Source organism: Rhodococcus sp. S3 (genome assembly GCF_058211795.1).
In genome coordinates, this window is record NZ_CM177074.1 from 3,714,083 (window position 1) to 3,733,904 (window position 19,822).

Annotated in this window: 3 protein-coding genes; all 3 read right to left on the reverse strand. The window is 69.9% G+C overall.

The features are described from left to right. Window positions 1–87 precede the first annotated feature (87 nt). The 3 genes from AC0LPE_RS17405 to AC0LPE_RS17415 all read right to left on the reverse strand — a co-directional run bounded on the left by AC0LPE_RS17405 (window position 88) and on the right by AC0LPE_RS17415 (window position 19,629). A complete protein-coding gene (locus tag AC0LPE_RS17405) occupies window positions 88–5,928 on the reverse strand; it encodes an amino acid adenylation domain-containing protein (RefSeq protein WP_490604884.1) in 5,841 nt (1,946 codons plus the stop codon). Window positions 5,929–6,083: 155 nt separating this feature from the next. After that, window positions 6,084–11,888 (reverse strand): amino acid adenylation domain-containing protein, encoded by a 5,805-nt coding sequence (locus AC0LPE_RS17410; RefSeq protein WP_490604885.1) that lies wholly within the window; start codon window positions 11,886–11,888, stop codon window positions 6,084–6,086. A gap of 214 nt (window positions 11,889–12,102) precedes the next feature. Continuing rightward, window positions 12,103–19,629: an amino acid adenylation domain-containing protein gene (locus AC0LPE_RS17415; RefSeq protein WP_490604886.1), complete on the reverse strand. Its 7,527-nt coding sequence runs from the start codon at window positions 19,627–19,629 to the stop codon at window positions 12,103–12,105. Window positions 19,630–19,822 lie beyond the last annotated feature (193 nt).

Sequence of the window (19,822 nt, forward strand, 5' to 3'; positions counted from 1 at the left end):
CCATGTTACGGCCGTGGGCGCGCACGTCACGGTGGGACGACCCGGTCCGGGCCGCCCCACCGTGGCGGGATGTCGAGTTGTGGCCGGTCAGCGCCTCTCGTCGAGACGGCGACCGATGGCGGGTCCGATGACCGCCCACGCCTTCCTGGTGGCCATGTCCCAATGGGAGACCGGCACCTCACGCGTGGTCACCAGCCCGTTCACGTAGGGATACCAGGCCTCGGTGGAGGACATCGGGCGATCGGTCTCGGCGACGAAGACCGTGAGGTCACCGTCGTAGACCTCGGGACGATGCACCGCGAGGACCGAGTACGAGTGCCGGACGCCCTCGACGATCCGGGTGATCCGTTCCGGGGAGAGGCTGTCGAACGGCGCCGGCAGAGCCTGCACCACCTGCTGCGCGCTCTCGGCGGTGAGCTCGGTGAGGGGGATCTCCGCAGCCGGGCCCTCGGCCGGGATGCCGAGTACGTTCGCGACCGTCGGGGCGGTGGCCGCGGTGCGCTGCGCGTCGGTCCGCGCGGCCCCGGTCTCGGGGTAGGCGTCGAGGATCGCGAGGGTCGGGACCTGCTCCCCCGCCCGTCGCAGCCGGACCGCGACGGCGTGGGCCAGGATGCCGCCCATGGACCATCCGACGAGATGGTAGGGGCCGTGCGGGTGCGCCTGCCGGATGAGCCGGACGTACTCGTCCGCCCAGGCGCCGATGTCGCCGGGCAGGTTGCCCGCCTCGCCGAGCGCGGGCGACTGCAGACCGTAGACGGGACGGTCGCCGAGGTACGGCACGAGACCGGCGAAGCCCCACGCGAGGCCGGTGACGGGGTGGATGCAGAACACCGGTGCACCGTCCCCACCGGAACGCAGCGGCAGCAGCGGGTCGAGACCGGCACTCCCGAGCGTGTCCGTCTCGGACGTGCTGTGCGAGTCGATCCGGGCGGCGAGTTCCTCCACACCCGGGCGCAGGAACAGCCACGGCAGCTCGACGTGGGCGTCGAGGCGGTCCCGCAGGCGCGCGGCGACCTTGACCGCGCTGAGCGAGTTGCCGCCGATGCCGAAGAAGTCGTCGTCGAGACCGACCGGGTCGTCGCTGCCGAGCACTTCGGCGTAGACCGACGCGACCGTCGCCTCCGTGCCGGTGCGCGGGGCGCGGTAGGGCGCCGTGACGACCTCCGCCTCCGGGAGGGCCTTGCGGTCGACCTTGCCGTTGACGTTCAGCGGGAGGGCGTCGAGGGTCACGAAGCCCTGCGGGACCATGTAGGACGGCAGCGTCCGCGCCAGCGCGCCGCGGATCGCGGTGATGTCGGGGGCTCCGCCGGTGGGGACGACGAAGGCGACGATCCGGTCGCCGTGCTGCACCGTCACCACCGCGTCGCGGATCTGCGGCAGCGCCCGCAGCGCGGACTCGATCTCCCCGAGCTCGATGCGGAAACCACGCACCTTCACCTGGAAGTCGGCCCGGTCGAGGTATTCGAGCGTGCCCGACAGCTGATCGTCGTCGAACCGCCAGCGCACGAGGTCGCCGGTGCGGTACAGGCGTGTGCCGGGGTCGCCGAAGGGGTTGGCGACGAACCGCTCGGCGGTCAGTTCCGGTCGGCCGGAGTAGCCGCGCGCGAGCTGGGTTCCTGCGAGGTAGAGCTCCCCGGCCACTCCCGGGGGCACCGGGTGCAGCCGCTCGTCGAGGACGAAGACCTGCGTGTTGGGGATCGGGCCGCCGATCGGAACCGAGCTCTCCCCCGTCTCGGTGACGCGGTGCGCGGTCACCGAGACCGCCGCCTCCGTCGGCCCGTACAGGTTGACGAGGTCGGTGTCCGACCGTTCGAGGGTGCGTTCGGCCGTGTCGACGGGAAGCACCTCACCGATCGCGAGCACTCGTCGCAGCGAGTCGGGCAGTTCTCCGTCGGCGTCGTCGAGCAACGCGTCGAGCATCGAGGGCACGACGTGCAGGGTCGTCACGTGCTCGCGGCGGATCAGGTCGTTGAGGTAGGCCGGGTCGCGGTGGCCGTCGGGTGCGGCGACGACGAGTTTCGCGCCGGAGGTCAGCGACGACCAGAACTCCCACACCGACAGGTCGAAGGTCGCTGCGGTCTTGAGCAGGACGGCGTCGCCCACACCGAGGCGGTATTCCTTCCGCTTCCAGACGAGCTGGTTGACGATCGCCTCGTGCGGCACGACGACGCCCTTCGGCCGTCCCGTCGACCCGGACGTGTAGATCACGTAGGCGGCGTTGCTCGCGCGCAGCGGAGCGAGGCGGTCGGCGTTGCGGATCTCCTTGCCGCTGTAGGCGGCGAGGTCGACGGTGTCGACCTCGATGGTCGGCCGGTCGCCGGGCAGGTCGAGGCGGTCGCGGCTCGTGGTGAGGATGCAGGCGGGGTCGGCGGATCCGAGGATGTACTCGACGCGTTCGCGCGGGTGGTCGGGGTCGAGCGGCAGATACGCGCCGCCGGCCTCGACGACCGCGTACATCGCGACGACGAGGTCGATCGAACGTCGGATCGGGAGCGCGACGACCGTCTCGGGACCGACGCCGTGCTCGATCAGCATCCGCGCGAGGCGTCGGACCCGGTCCGCGAAGTCCCCGTAGGTGAGTTCGCCGTTCGCGTCGACGAGCGCGCATGCCGTGGGCGTCGTGCGGGCCTGATCGTCGAACAGGTCGGCGAGGGTCCGGCCGGGGCCCACCGCGATCTGCTCGGCCTCCCAGGCTTCGAGCATCGCGGCGAGCTGGTCGGGCTCGTGCAGGTCGATGTCGCCGACGACGACGTCGGCGTCCTCGGCGACGGAGCGCAGGATGCGCAGGTAGCGGTCGACCATTCGCCGGATCGAGGCTTCCTCGAACAGGTCGGTGGCGTAACCGAATTCGATGTCGAATCCACCCGGCCCGCCGTCGATGCCCTTGTCGACGATCGTCACGTGCAGGTCGAAACGGACCGACGAGGACGACGCGTCGAGCGCCTCCACACGCAGGCCCGGCAGCTCGAGCGTGTCGATGGTGAAGTTGTGGTACGACAACCCGACCTGGAAGAGGGGGTGCCGGGACGGCGACCGAACGGGGTCGAGCACCTCGACGAGCCGTTCGAACGGGATGTCGGCGTGGTCGAAGGCGTCGATGTCGACGGTGCGGGCCTGCTCGAGCAGATCGGCGAAGGTGCCGCCGAGATCGACCTCGGTGCGCAGCGCGAGCATGTTGACGAACATGCCCACGACACCGTCGAGTTCGGGCGCCGAACGCCCGGCGACCGGGGTCCCGATCACGACGTCGTGGGTGTTCGACAGGCGTGCGAGGAGTGCGGCGAGTGCGGCGTGCACGACCATGAACGGGGTGGTTCCCGCCCGGCGGGCGAGGCCGGTGATCGCCTCGTGGACGTCGTCCTCGAGTTCGACGCGCACGGCACCGCCGCCCGCGCCGAGGATCGCAGGTCGCACGTGGTCGGTGGCGAGATCGAGATGCTCGGGGACACCGGCGAGCGCGTCCGTCCAGTACGCGAGCTGACGGCCCGCGATCGATTCGGGGTCGTCGTCGGTGCCGAGGACCTCCCGTTGCCACAGCGTGTAGTCGGCGTACTGCACCGGCAGCGGCGCCCAGTCGGGCGCGTGCCCACCGACACGTGCGGTGTACGCGGTGACGAGGTCGCGCACGAGCGGCGCGAGCGAGGTGCCGTCGCCGGCGATGTGGTGCAGGACGAGAACGAGCACGTGCTCGTCGGGTGCGGTCGCGAACAGGTGCGCACGGACCGGAACCTCGGCCGTGACGTCGAATCCGCGGCCCGCGACGCGCGCGAGATGCTCCGGCAACTCGCCGGCGGGCACCTGCTCGACCGGAACGTCGACGACGCGTGCTCCCGGTTCGAGGATGCGCTGCTCACCCACACCGTCGATCTCGGGGTAGACGGTACGGAGGGTCTCGTGGCGCTCGACGAGGTCGGCGAACGCCGCGCGCATCGCGTCGACGTCGAGTCCACCGGTCAGACGCACCGCGAGAGGGATGTTGTACAGGGCGGATTCGGGATCGAGGCGGTTGAGGAACCACATGCGCTGTTGCGCGTAGGACAGCGGCAGGTGTGCGGGTCGCGGGCCGGCGACGAGCGGTACCGCGCGATCGGAGCCGGCCGCGTCGAGGTGCCGGGCGAGTGCCGCGACGGTCGGCTCGTCGAACAGCGCGGCCGCGCGGACGGTGACGCCGAGACGCGCCCGGAGGCGGCCGACGACGGACGTCGCGAGGAGCGAGTTGCCGCCGAGATCGAAGAAGTCGTCGTCGAGTCCGACCCGGTCCACACCGAGGACATCGGCGAAGACATCGGCGACGGCCTTCTCGGAAGCGGTGACGGGAGCGCGGAATTCGGCGACGGTCGTTCCCACCTCGGGAAGTGCCGCGCGGTCGACCTTCCCGGAAGGGGTCAGCGGGATGCGGTCGAGGGGCACGACCGCGGCGGGGACCATGTACGTCGGGAGCACGCCGGCGACGTGTTCGACGAGGCTGCCCGGATCGGGCGGGCCGTCGGTGCCGTGCACGTAGGAGACGAGTTGGGTCTCCCCGGCAGGGGTCTCGCGGCCGACGGTGAGGGCGAAGTCGACCCCCGGGTGCGACGCGAGTGCGGCGTCGATCTCCCCGAGTTCGATGCGGAATCCGCGGACCTTGACCTGGAAGTCGTTACGGCCCACGTAGACGATGCCCGACGAGGGCGTCTCGGGTCCGCGCACGACGTCGCCGGTGCGGTACATCCGCGCACCTCCCGGCGCTGCGACGAATCGCGCTGCGGTGAGCCCTGGGCGACCGAGATACCCGCGGGCCACCCCCGGCCCTGCTGTGTAGAGTTCGCCCGCGACACCGACGGGGACGGGGTGGAGTCGCGAATCGAGCACGGTCTCCGTGACATTGCCGATGGGAGGTCCGATCGTCACCCGGTCGCCCGGGGTGAGGGGTTCGGAGATGTTCGAGACGATGGTCGTCTCGGTGGGTCCGTAGACGTTGTGGAAGCGGCGGCCCGGCGCCCATCGCGTCACGAGTTCGGGCGGGCACGCCTCGCCGCCCACCGCGACGGTGCCGAGTACCTCGAGACCGGCCGGGTCCACCGAGGCCAGCGCAGCGGGTGTGACGAATGCGTGGGTGACCCCGTGCTTCCGCACGACGTCCGCGAACTCGGTTCCGCCGAAGACGGTCAGCGGGGCGACGACCATCGTCGACGACGCACCCACCGCCAGCAGGAGTTCCAGCACGGAGGCGTCGAAACTCGGTGACGCGAAATGCAATGTGCGCGACTGCGGCGAGAGCCCGTAGCGCTCCACTTGTTCGGCGCAGAAGTTGGCGAGTCCCGAATGCGTCACCACGACGCCCTTGGGGCGACCGGTCGAGCCGGACGTGTAGATGACGTACGCCGCGTTCTCCGCGCGGACGACACCGCGTCGCTCGTCGAAGAAGACGGGCTCCGAGGACATCCCGGCCGAATCGGCGCGCACCTCGGCCGAGTCGAGCACGAGTGCGGGTGCCTCTCCCGGCAGCGCGCCGGCGTGTTCCTCGGTGGTCAGGACGAGCCCGGCCCCCGAATCGTTCAGCATGTAGGCGATGCGATCGGCAGGGTAGGTGGGGTCGACGGGCACGAACGCCGCGCCTGTCTTCGCCACCGCCCAGGTCGCGAGGACGGATTCGAGCGAGCGAGTGAGGAACGGTGCCACGCGGTCCTCGGGACCGATTCCGCGCGAGATCAGAAGACGTGCAAGGCGTGACGATGCCGCGTCGAGTTCGCGGTAGGTGAGAGCGCCGGATTCGGAGACGACGGCGATACCGTCCGGATTCCGTTCGACGGCGACGGCAAGCAGATGGGCCAACGATGCGGTCGGTGCGCTGCGGCGCAATCTCCGAGGCCTGCTCGACGTGCGGATCCCGGAAACGGATCCCTCGTCCGAGGGGGCCGAGTCGAAGTCCATCGCATTCGTCGTCATACCACTCCCCGCTTCGCGCCGGGGGACGGTACGGCTGATCAACGCACGCCGAAACAGGCACGCGTCCTAGCGCATCGACGTGATCAGGCCCCCGACAGCCGGATCACGTTCGCCGAACTACACGAGTTTTGCACAGTAGTACAGACGCTGCCACTTCAATCGCCGACACGGAGTGTCGAGTCGCGCTCGTAGGCTTCACAATTCGGACATACGCGTCGGTTGCACCAGGCGGCGAGGAGTGGTCCGACGGTGCGACACGCATGCTCTCCCGTCATCGCCCAGTGGGACACGTCGATGTCGTGGCGATGTACCCGTCCGGTGACGAACTCGGTCCAGTCCCGCCGGGAATCGTCTTCCGGCGACGACGAACTCCGCGACCCCACGAAGAGCAGGTCGCCGTCGAAGCGTTCCGGCAGATGCCGTTCGAGGACGTCGAACGAGTGGCCGATACCGGCGAGCAACGACTCGACGGACGGGAAGACGTCGCCACCGTGTTCGACACGCTCGAGAATCGATGTGATATCCCCGACATGCGGCGTCGCGCGGTCGCCGTTGTCGAGACCGCTCAGCGCCGCGAGGGCCACCGACTGCGGATCGACGGACTCCGGCAGCGGGGCCGGGACGTGCGCGTCGAGCAGGACGAGGGAGCCGACGGAGCTCCCGCGTCGTTGCAGTTGCACGGCCATCTCGTGCGCGATCACTCCGCCCATCGACCACCCCACGAGGTGGTAGGGACCGTCGGGATGTGCGCGCCGGATCTCGTCCACGTACAGGGCCGCCCACTCCCGGATCGATCCGGGAAGCTCCTCGGTGCCCGACAGCGCGGGAGACTGCAGTCCGTAGACCGGACGACCGGCCTCGACGAACTCCGCGAGCCGCGAGAATCCCCAGGCGAGGCCGACGACGGGGTGGACGAAGAAGACCGGCTCACCGGTGGCGGGTCCCGTGCGCAGGGGGAACACGACGTCGAACGCCGTGGACGCCGACTCCTCACCGTCGCGCTCGCTACGTTCGATTCGCTCCGCCAGCTCGGCGACGACGGGGTGGGCGAACAACCACTCGAGAGGCACGGGACGCTCCAGCGCCGCCGCGAGTTCGCTGACCGCCCGGACCGCGACCAACGAGGTACCGCCCGAGCGGAAGAAGTCGTCGTCACGTCCGACCGACTCGATGCCGAGGACCTTCCCGAACACCTTCGCCACGGCGGATTCGACGGCGGTGGCGGGCGGACGGTGCTCGGCCGGCGCGGCCGGGACGAGTGGGAGGGCATTCCGGTCGAGTTTGCCGGTGCTCCCCTTCGGCAGGCAGTCGATCGCGCGGATGTCGACCGGCACCATGTAGTTCGGTAACCGTTCGCCGAGTGAGGTCCGCAGGGCGGCGGTGTCCGGTGCGGTGCCGTCCGAGGTGACCACGAAGGCCACCACGCGGTCGCCACGATGTGCGTCCTGCTGCACCGTTGCCGCCGCGGCAGCGACGCCGGGGCATGCCCGGAGTGCGTCCTCGATCTCACCGAGCTCGATCCGGAACCCACGGATCTTCACCTGGAGATCCCGGCGACCGACGTAGTCGAGTTCGGGTCCGCGTGCGGTCGTCACCCAGCGCACCAGGTCCCCGGTCCGGTAGAGACGCCCTCCGCTGCCGAAGGGGTCGGCGACGAACCGGCCGGCGGTCTCACCTGCCCGCGCGACGTAGCCGCGCGCGAGTTGCTCGCCGGACAGGTACAACTCCCCGACCGCGCCGAGCGGGACCGCACCGAGACGGTCGTCGAGCACGTGGACGCCCGTGTTCCACACCGGTGTCCCGATCGGCACGCCGTGGACGTCGGCGTCGGTCACCGGGTGATCGGTCACCGAGACGGCCGCTTCCGTCGGCCCGTAGAGATTCACCAGTTCGGCGTCGCTGCGGGCCGCGAACTCCCGCGCGGTCGCGGCGGGCAGGGACTCGCCGATGGACAGCACACGCCGAAGCGTCGACGGGAGTCGGTCCTCGACCCCCGACAGGAGCATGCCGAGCATCGTCGGGACCCCGTGGAAGGTGGTGACCCGTTCGCGTTCGAGCAGGGCGATCATGACGCGAGGGTCGGGGTGGCGTCCCCGGTCGGCGATCACCAGCCGGCCACCGCACGTCGACCAGCCCCAGAACTCCCAGACCGACAGGTCGAAGGTCGCCGGGGTGTGCAGGACCGACACGTCGTCGGGTCCGAGGTCGAACCGCTCCCGCAGCCAACGCATCTGATTGGTGACCGCACGATGGGTGACCGCAACACCCTTGGGGACCCCCGTCGAACCGGAGGTGAACAGGACGTACGCGATGTTCTCCGGTCGCAGCGGGGCGAGCCGCTCGGCATCGGTCACCGGCGCCGCGGACAGTCTCGCGTGGGTGGGATCGTCGACCTCGATCACCGCAGCACCGCCGAGATCGACGTCCGCGGACGCCCCACCCGCACGCACGACGACGGCGGGTTCGGCGGCCGCGACGATCTGCGCGATGCGTCCGGACGGCAGGGAGGGGTCGAGTGGAACGTAGGCTCCGCCGGCGACGGACACCGCGTACATCGCGATGACCAGCTCGACGGATTGCCCGATCATGAGGCCGACCCGGGTCTCGGGGCCGACACCGGCCGCGATCAGCGCACGCGCACACCGGTTGACGCGCTCGTCGAATTCCCTGTAGGACACCGACGTTCCCTCGTGGACGAGGGCGATCGCATCGGGGCGACGATCGGCGTGCGCCCGGAACGGATCGGGAAGGACGGATGCGTCCGGACTGCAGTGCTCTCCCCTGCCGATGTCGAGCAGCCTGGTCCGCTCGCTCTCTCCGATCATGTCGGCATCGCCGACGGGACGTGACGGGCAGTCCACGAGTGCGGCGAGCACGCGCGTGAACATGGACGAGAACGAGCGGGCGGTCTCCTCGTCGAACAGGTCGGCCGCATACGTGAGCCGACCCGCCAGCCCACCGCACCGTCCGTCCTGGTCGACGCGCTCGCCGACGAGCAGATGCAGGTCGAACTGCGAGATACGGGTGTCGGGGACCAGACTCTCGACGGACAGACCGGGAAGGTCGAGCCGGGACGGTGCGAGGTTCTGGAACGACAGGCCCACCTGGAAGAGCGGGTGCCGTGCCAGGGATCGGGCCGGATCGAGCGCTTCGACGAGCCGCTCGAACGGCAGGTCGGCGTGGTCGAAGGCCTCCAGCACCGTCGCGCGACTGCGGTCGAGGAGTTCGTCGAAGGATTCAGCGGGGTCCACGACGGTCCGGAAGACGAGGGTGTTGACGAACATGCCGATGAGGTCGTCGAGCAGTGGATCGGTGCGCCCGGCGACGGGGGTACCGATGGCGATGTCGCGCGTCGCCGACAACCGGGCGAGCATCACCGCGAAGGCGGCCTGGGCGACCATGAACGGGGTCGCACCGTGACGCGCGGCGAGTTCGCGCAACTGCTCGTGGACGTGGGCGTCGACCTCGACGTCGACACTACCTCCGCGGTGCGACTGCACGGTCGGCCGGGGACGGTCGGTGGGCAGATCGAGCTGGTCGGGCAACCCGTCGAGGGCGCGCCGCCAGTAGTCGAGTTGCCGCGCGGCGACCGATTCCGGGTCGGATGCATCACCGAGCGCATCCCGTTGCCACAGTGCGTAATCCGCGTACTGGACGGCCAGCGGCGGCAGCTCCGCCGTGGTCCCGGTCGCGCGGGCGGCATAGAAGGCGGCGAGGTCGCGGGTCAGCGGCGCGAGCGACGCTCCGTCGGCGGCGATGTGGTGGACGACCACGACGAGCACGTGTTCCGTTGCGTCACGGCCGCTTTCGACACTGCCGCTGCACCGGAGCAGTCGGGCCAGAACCGGAACCTCACGGGTGACGTCGAACCGGGTCGAGAGGACTGCGTCGACCTCGGACTGCACGGCGTCGAGTTCGACCTCGACCGGCAGGAGCTCCGGCAGGAACGCCTCGACCGGAAGGACCTCCTGCACCGGGACACCGTCGATCTCGGGGTAGACGGTGCGGAGCGATTCGTGCCGAGCGACGAGATCGCGCACCGCCGCCTGCATCGCCTCGGCATCGAGATCTCCGGTCAGCCGGACGACGATCGGAATGTTGTATGCCGCAGAAGAATCGAATCGTCCGAGGAACCACATGCGTTGCTGCGCCAACGACAACGGCACCCGCTCCGGACGCTGCCGCGCCGCCAACACCACACTCCCGACCCCGGCACCGGCGGTGCCGGTATCGAGACGGGCCGCCAACTCCTGCACCGACGACGCCTCGAACACCACCGGCACCGCCACCCGATACCCCAACCGCGCCGACAACCGCGCCACCAACCGCGTCGCCGCCAACGAATTACCACCGAGATCGACGAACGAATCGTCCAACCCGACCCGCTCGACCCCCAGAACCTGCGCGACCTCCTCGGCGACGGCCACCTCCACCGGCGTCCGCGGAGCCCGATACTCGGCCACCTCGAACACCGGCGCCGGCAACGCCGCCCGATCGACCTTCCCCACCGGCGTCAACGGCACCTCGTCGAGCACCGTCACCGACGACGGCACCATATAACCGGGCAACACCTCCCCCACCGCGGCGCGCACCTGCCCCGGATCGAGCACCACCCCCGCCTCGGGCACCACATACGACACCAACGCCGACTCCCCCGACGCCAACGCCGCCCCCACCGTCACCGCGAAACCGACCCCCGGCACCGACGACAACACCGCATCGATCTCCCCCAACTCGATCCGGAACCCCCGGATCTTGACCTGGAAATCACTGCGCCCCACATACTCGAACACCCCATCGGCGCCGCGACGCACCAGATCCCCCGTCCGGTACATCCGAGCCCCCGGAGTGAACGGATCGGCCACGAACCGCGCCGCGGTCAACCCGAACCGACCGTGATAACCCCGCGCCACCTGCGCCCCGGCCACATACAACTCACCGACCACACCCTCGGGCACCGGACGCAACCGCTCATCGAGCACGAACGCCCCCACCCCCGCGATCGCCGACCCGATCACCACCGGCGCATCGGACACCAACTCCGCCGACGAGGTCGCCAGAATCGTCGTCTCCGTCGGACCATAGGCATTGAAGAACCGCCGCCGACCCGGCACCGACCACCGCCGCACCAGATCCGGGGTGAACGACTCCCCCGCCACCACCACCACACGCAGATCGTCCAAGCCCGCAGGATCCATCGACCCCAACGCACCCGGCGTCATGAACACATGCGACACCGACTGCGACGCAATCACATCCGCCAGATCCGGACCACCACCGACCCCCGCCGGCGCCACCACCACCGTCGCCCCCGCCGAGAACCCCACCCCCAACTCGAGCAACGACACATCGAAACTCGGCGAACACACATGCAACACCCGCGACGAAGCATCGACCCCGAAATGCTCACGCTCGGCCGAGATCACCCCACCGACACCGGCATGCGAGACCACCACACCCTTCGGCCGCCCCGTCGACCCCGAGGTATAGATCATCCACGCCGCATCCGACAGCTCGAGCGAACGCACCCGATCCGCATACGACACCGGACGCGACGACAACTGCCCCACCTGCGCAGCCACCGACACCTCGTCGACCGCCACCACCGGCACCGACCCCGCCGCCTCAGCCACCACCTGCGCCACCGACGCCACCGTCAACGCCAACACCGCACCCGAATCGGCCACCATGAACTGCACCCGCTCGGCCGGATAACCCGGATCCACCGGCACAAAAGTCGCCCCCGACTTCGCCACCGCCCACAACACCACCACCGACTCGAGCGACCGCGGCACCGCCACCACCACCGCATCCCCCGGCCCCACCCCACGACCGATCAACCACCGCGCCCACCGCGACGACACCGCATCGAGCTCCCGATACGACAACGACCGAGAACCCTCCACCACCGCCACCGCATCACCGGCCGACTCCACCGCCGACACCAACAACTGCGGCAACAACACACCACGACGACCACGGGTCATACGCGGAGCACGAGGGCGAGCACGGTCCTGGCTCCGTGCCCTCATGCGGTGGGTTCCCCCATCCGTGTGCGCGTCCCCGAGCGTGCTCGGCCCCCGACAAGACCTCTGTGCAACACGGAACAGCTCTCCTTCCGGCCGTGGACACCCCGAACGAACTCGGCCGGGAAGTAAAGTTACCTTTCCGCAATCATTCCTGCAGGACCCAGGGGGAACGCAGGTCGGAGAGTTTGCCGGCGAGACCGGCGGACAGCTCCGCACCGTCGTGCGCCGGTCCGTCCGTGACGACGACCGCCACGAGATCCTCGGTGTCGGGCAGAGCGGCGAGTTCGTCGGCCGGGACGAAGCCGTGGGTCACCCACTCCTCGTCGACGAGGATGCCCGGATCATGGTCGGGACCGGCGGGAACGACGACGGCACCGGTGATCGCCGCGGCCAGGACGGCGAAGACCGTCCACTGGTCGAGGCGGGAACCGGCGAGAAGGACCCGCGACTCGTAGGTCAGATCGAGATCCTTCCGGCCGCGCCGCAGCGCCGCGACGACCGCACCGTGGGTGAGCTCGAGTTCACTCGTCCGGACGGCCGTGTCATCGGGGCCGAGGACACCGGAACGGTCGGTGTACGCAATCGAGCGGGTCGGCTGCTCCGCGACGAGGGCGAGCGTCTCCGGATCGTCGACGAACGTCCCCGCGACCGAGGACGGCAGATCGTCGCTGCGTGCGAGGGTGGTCAGCACGTGGTCGGCAGTGACCGTGGGGTCGACCGTGACGGCGGCTCCCGTCTTGACGGCGGCCCACACCGCAACGATCAGGTCGGGACCGACCGGAAGGTCGACGGCGACGGTGCGACCCGGACCCGCTCCGCGGGAGATGAGGTACCGGGCCCACTGCGACGACCGGCGCTCGACGTCGACGAAGCCGAGCTCGGTGTCGCCCACCACCACGGCGGGCGCCTCGGGATCGGACTCGACCGCGATCTGCAACTCCTGGACGACGGTCCGGTCGACCGTCTCGAGAGCGGTTTCCCGCACCGGAACGGCGACCGAGGTGGTTGCCGCCTCGCGCTCGGTCTCGGTCCGGACCTCGATGTCGCCGACCACCGAACCGGGATCCGCGGCAACGGCGTCGAGGACCGTCACGAAGCGTTGCGCGAGTGCCTGCGCCGTCGTCTCGTCGAAGAGATCGACGGCGTAGGTGAGCGCGATCCGCATGCCGTTGTCGTCGGCGAGCGGCTCCACGGTCACCTGCAGGTCGAATTTCGCGGCGAGCACCCCCGAATCGAGTGCTTCCACCGTGAGCTCGGGCAGTTCGAGCCGGGCCGGTTCGAGGTTCTGGAACGAGAGCATCGTCTGGAAGACGGGATGACGTGCCGGCGACCGGGTGGCGACGACCTCGTCGACGATGCGCTCGAACGGGATGTCGGCGTGCGCGAACGCTTCGAGATCGGCGGTGCGTGCCTGTCCGAGGATGTCGGCGAAATGCGCGCCCGGATCGACGTCCGTGCGCAGCGCGAGTGTGTTCACGAACATGCCGACGATGTCGTCGAGCACCCGTGAGCCGCGTCCCGCGACAGCGGTGCCCACGACGACGTCGCGCGAACCGCTCATCCGCGCGAGCAGGACGGCGAGCGCGGCGTGGACGACCATGAACAACGACGCGCGGTTCTCGGTCGCCAGTGCCTCGAGCCGCTGCCGGGTCGACGCGTCGACCTCGGTGAAGACCGTGGCCCCGCGCAGGCTCGGTACCGCGGGGCGCGGCCGGTCGGTGGGAAGGTCGAGCAGGTCCGGCACCCCGGCCAGCTGCTGCTTCCAGTAGGCGAGCTGGCGGCCTGCCGGCGAGTCGGGGTTCTCGGCGTCGCCGAAGGTCTCCTGCTGCCACGTCGCGAAGTCCGCGTACTGCACCTCGAGCGGCGGGCGATCGGGGCGCGATCCGGACAGCCGGGCGACGTAGGCCTCCATGAGGTCGCGCGCCAACGGCACGAGCGAGGCGCCATCGGCCGAGATGTGGTGCACCACGAGCGCGAGGACATGATCGTCGGAGACGACCGGGCCGGCGCTGCCGCCGGCAGAGATCGAGACGAGGCGACCGCGCACGGGTGGCTCGGAGGACACGTCGAATCCCTGCGCGGCGACGTCGACCACGGCCTCGAATGCCTCCTGCTCGGAGGCCACCCGGATCACCTCGAGCGGCGGCATCGACTCCGCATCCAGAATCTTCTGGAAGGGGCCCTGCTCGTCCTGCGCGTAGACGGTGCGCAACGTCTCGTGACGCTCGACGACGTCGCCCACCGCTGCGGTCAGCGCATCGATGTCGAGCGCACCCCTCAGGCGGATGGCGAGCGGGATGTTGTAGGTCGCGGAGCCCGGATCGAGCTGGTTGAGCACCCACATGCGCTGCTGCGCGAGCGAGAGCGGGATGCGATCGGGACGCGGCCGTGCGACGAGTTCCGGCACAGCCCGATCGGAACCGCCGGCGTCGACGCGCGCCGCCAGACCCTCGACGGTGGGATCCTCGAACAGTTCCCGGATGGCCAGGCTCGCTCCGGTCGCCTCGTTGATGCGCGCGACGACCCGCGTCGCGACGAGGGAGTTGCCGCCGAGGTCGAAGAACGAGTCGTCGGCACCGACGCGTTCGATGCCCAGCACCTCGGTCCAGACCTGCGCGACGATCCGTTCCGATTCGGTGGCCGGTTCGCGGAAACGATCGGCGTCGATGTCGATGCGGGGTGCGGGGAGAGCGCGCCGGTCGAGCTTGCCGTTCACCGTGAGCGGCAGTTCGTCGAGCACGGTCACCACATCGGGAACCATGTACCCCGTGAGGAATTCGGACGCGTGCGCGCGCACCGCGGCCGCGTCGACGGTCTCACCGGTGCGGGCGACGACGTAACCGACGAGACGTTCGCCGAGTCCGTCGTCCCGGACCATGGCGACGGCCTGTGCGACACCCGGAGCCTGCAGTAGCTGCGACTCGATCTCGCCCAGTTCGATGCGGAAGCCGCGGAGCTGGACCTGCGAGTCGCTGCGACCCGCGTATTCGAGGATGCCTTCACCGTTCCACCGCGCGATGTCGCCGGTGCGGTAGAGGCGACCGCGACCGAAGGGGTTCGCGACGAAGCGCGCGACCGTCAGGTCGGGGCGTCCGAGATATCCGCGGGAGAGCTGGTCGCCGGAGATGTACAGCTCGCCCGGCACGCCGGCGGGCACGGGATGCAGGCGCCGGTCGAGGACGTAGGCGTCCAGTCCGGGAAGCGACCGTCCGATCGCGCTGGCGGCACCGGCCTTCGCGAGGGTGCGGTCGATGGGCTGGTACGACACGTGCACCGTGGTCTCGGTGATGCCGTACATGTTCACCAGTTGTGGGCCGGCGGGGTGACGATCGAACCAGCCCGCGAGCCGGGCCGGGTCGAGTGCCTCGCCGCCGAAGACGACGTAGCGCAGCGCGAGCGGTGCCGTGTCGGCGGCGAGAGTGCGATCGGCCTCGTCGAACTGGTAGAACGCCGAGGGCGTCTGGTTGAGCACCGTGACGCCCTCGCGGCGGACGAGCTGTGCGAACAGCTCGGGTGACCGGGAGGTGAGGTAGTCGACGACGACGAGCCGGCCCCCGTACAGCAGCGGTCCCCACAGTTCCCACACCGAGAAGTCGAAGGCGTAGGAGTGGAACAACGTCCACACGTCGTCCGGGCCGAAGCCGAAGCGGGGCTCGGCGTTGGCGAAGAGGGTCAGCACGTTCCGGTGCGTGACGGCGACACCCTTGGGGCGGCCGGTCGAACCGGAGGTGAAGATGACGTACGCGAGATCGTCCGGTTGCGGCGATGCGATCCGGTCGGTATCGGTGAGCGGATCGGTGGAGACCGAGTCGTCGTTCTGTGCGTCGGCGACGTCGAGCATCTCGATTCCGCTGCCGCGCAATGCGTCCGCTCCGGGCTCGTCGCCGAGTGCATCGGAGGTGAGGATCACACGGGGCCGCGCCTGGTCGAGGATGTACCGCACGCGATCCTGCGGATGCGCGGTGTCGATCGGCAGGTAGGCGCCGCCGGAGAGTACGACCGCGGTGAGGGCGACCACGAGGTCCTCGGTCCTCGGCAGGGCCACCGCCACGAGCGTGCCCGGTCGGACGCCTGCGGCGACGAGTCGGCGTGCGATCCGGTTCGCGCGGGCACCGAGTTCGGCGTACGTGAGGGTCGTCTCCCCGTGGGTCACCGCGGCATTCGCGGCGTGCGCGCGGACGGCCACGTCGAAACGGGCAGCGAGCGTGGCCGGTTCGGCGACCGGGACGGACTCGCCGAGCGTGTTCCACTCGGTGAGGATGCGGTCGAGCTCGCCGTCGGTGACGAGCGGCACGTCGCCGACCGCGACGCGCGGATCGGTGGTGACCGCCTCGAGGATCCGCGAGAATCGTTCTCCGACAGCGGCGACGGTCTGATGATCGAACAGTTCGGTGGCGTAGTTGAATTCCACCACGAGGCCGGAAGGATCGCCGGCGGCGTCGACGACATCCGCGACGGTGACCTGCAGATCGAACTTGGCGACCTGCGCGTCGAAGTCGATACCGGAGACGGTCAGCTCGGGCAGTTCCAGCTGCGAGACCGGCATGTTCTGGAAGGTGAGCATCACCTGGAAGAGCGGGTGGCGCGCCTGCGAACGAGGCGGATCGAGCACCTCGACGAGCCGCTCGAACGGCACGTCGGCATGGGTGAACGCCTCGAGGTCGGCCGTGCGCACCGAGTCGAGGAAATCACCGAAGGACGCATCGGGTTCGACGGGTGTACGCAGCACCAGGGTGTTGACGAACATGCCCACCAGATCGTCGAGCGCGGCGTCGCCGCGGCCGGCGACGGGAGTGCCGATGGTGATGTCGTCGTCACCGCCGAGCCGGGCGAGAAGCACGGCGAGCGCGGCGTGGACGACCATGAATTCCGTTGCGCCGCTGCGGCGGGCGAGATCGGCGATCGCTGCGCGGACCCGCTCGCCGAGGGTGAGTCGGTGCGAGGCACCCCGATAGCTCGCGACGGCCGGCCGGGGACGATCGGACGGCAGCGTCGCCTCTTCGGGCAGATCCGCGAGGGTCCGCGTCCAGAAGTCCGTCTCGCGCGCCATGAGCGACTCGGGGTCGGACTCCTCGCCGAGGACCTCGCGCTGCCAGAGTGTGTAGTCCGCGTACTGCACCTCGAGCGGTGCCCATCCGGGTTCCCCGCCCGCGACACGCGCGGCGTAGGCCGTCACCACGTCGCGGGTCAGCGGTCCCATCGAGTAGCCGTCGGCGGAGATGTGGTGCACCACGACGACGAGCACGTGCTCGTCCGGGGCCACGGAGAACAGGCGCACTCGGATCGGAACCTGCTGCGTCACATCGAAACCGGTAGTGACCGCTTCGGCGACCCGGGCCGGGACCTCGTCGGCTCCGACGGTCTCGGGACGGACCTCGACGACCGCGTCCGCGACGGGCAGCACCTGCTGGTAGCCGACACCGTCGATCTCGGGGTAGACGGTACGGAGCGATTCGTGGCGTTCCACCACGTCGGAGACCGCCGCCTGCAGCGCATCGGCGTCCAGTCGTCCCGAAAGACGAATGGCCACAGGGATGTTGTTCACGGCGGAATGCGGTTCGAGCCGGTTGAGGAACCACATGCGTTGCTGCGCCAACGACAACGGCACCCGCTCCGGACGCTGCCGCGCCGCCAACACCACACTCCCGGCACCGGCCCCGGTATCGGCGGTGTCGAGACGGGCCGCCAACTCCTGCACCGACGACGCCTCGAACACCACCGGCACCGCCACCCGATACCCCAACCGCGCCGACAACCGCGCCACCAACCGCGTCGCCGCCAACGAATTACCACCGAGATCGACGAACGAATCGTCCAACCCGACCCGCTCGACCCCCAGAACCTGCGCGACCTCCTCGGCGACGGCCACCTCCACCGGCGTCCGCGGAGCCCGATACTCGGCCACCTCGAACACCGGCGCCGGCAACGCCGCCCGATCGACCTTCCCCACCGGCGTCAACGGCACCTCGTCGAGCACCGTCACCGACGACGGCACCATATAACCGGGCAACACCTCCCCCACCGCGGCGCGCACCTGCCCCGGATCGAGCACCACCCCCGCCTCGGGCACCACATACGACACCAACGCCGACTCCCCCGACGCCAACGCCGCCCCCACCGTCACCGCGAAACCGACCCCCGGCACCGACGACAACACCGCATCGATCTCCCCCAACTCGATCCGGAACCCCCGGATCTTGACCTGGAAATCACTGCGCCCCACATACTCGAACACCCCATCGGCGCCGCGACGCACCAGATCCCCCGTCCGGTACATCCGAGCCCCCGGAGTGAACGGATCGGCCACGAACCGCGCCGCGGTCAACCCGAACCGACCGTGATAACCCCGCGCCACCTGCGCCCCGGCCACATACAACTCACCGACCACACCCTCGGGCACCGGACGCAACCGCTCATCGAGCACGAACGCCCCCACCCCCGCGATCGCCGACCCGATCACCACCGGCGCATCGGACACCAACTCCGCCGACGAGGTCGCCAGAATCGTCGTCTCCGTCGGACCATAGGCATTGAAGAACCGCCGCCGACCCGGCACCGACCACCGCCGCACCAGATCCGGGGTGAACGACTCCCCCGCCACCACCACCACACGCAGATCGTCCAAGCCCGCAGGATCCATCGACCCCAACGCACCCGGCGTCATGAACACATGCGACACCGACTGCGACGCAATCACATCCGCCAGATCCGGACCACCACCGACCCCCGCCGGCGCCACCACCACCGTCGCCCCCGCCGAGAACCCCACCCCCAACTCGAGCAACGACACATCGAAACTCGGCGAACACACATGCAACACCCGCGACGAAGCATCGACCCCGAAATGCTCACGCTCGGCCGAGATCACCCCACCGACACCGGCATGCGAGACCACCACACCCTTCGGCCGCCCCGTCGACCCCGAGGTATAGATCATCCACGCCGCATCCGACAGCTCGAGCGAACGCACCCGATCCGCATACGACACCGGACGCGACGACAACTGCCCCACCTGCGCAGCCACCGACACCTCGTCGACCGCCACCACCGGCACCGACCCCGCCGCCTCAGCCACCACCTGCGCCACCGACGCCACCGTCAACGCCAACACCGCACCCGAATCGGCCACCATGAACTGCACCCGCTCGGCCGGATAACCCGGATCCACCGGCACAAAAGTCGCCCCCGACTTCGCCACCGCCCACAACACCACCACCGACTCGAGCGACCGCGGCACCGCCACCACCACCGCATCCCCCGGCCCCACCCCACGACCGATCAACCACCGCGCCCACCGCGACGACACCGCATCGAGCTCCCGATACGACAACGACCGAGAACCCTCCACCACCGCCACCGCATCACCGGCCGACTCCACCGCCGACACCAACAACTGCGGCAACAACACACCACGACGACCACGGGCGCGCTCGCCGCGCGCCGGGCGCGCAGCGCGCTCGGGGCGTGCGCCGCGTTCGGGGCGGGGTGCGCGCTCGGGCCGGGGCGCGCGTTCGGGACGGGGTGCACGTTCGGGACGCGGTGCCCGGCTGCGGGCACCGTCCTGCGTCTCGCGGGGTTGCGTCTCCGACGGGAAATCGGACGAAGAGGATGCGTTCACCGGAGAGGCCCCGTTCGAGCTGCCATCGTGTCGTGAACGCATGAAAAAGCCCATACCCTTCGCTTTCGATCCCAACGGTCGCGTCTGCGAACCGAGCAAGCATAGTCACCCGCCGGAGACGGGCGAACTTACTCGGCAGTAACCCCATGGGGTTCATCTCTCCGACCACTCCCGACGTTACCGGCGCATCCCGCGGGGACTCGTCCGCCGAGGTGGTGGGGCCGGCCGAAGCGGCCCCACCACATCG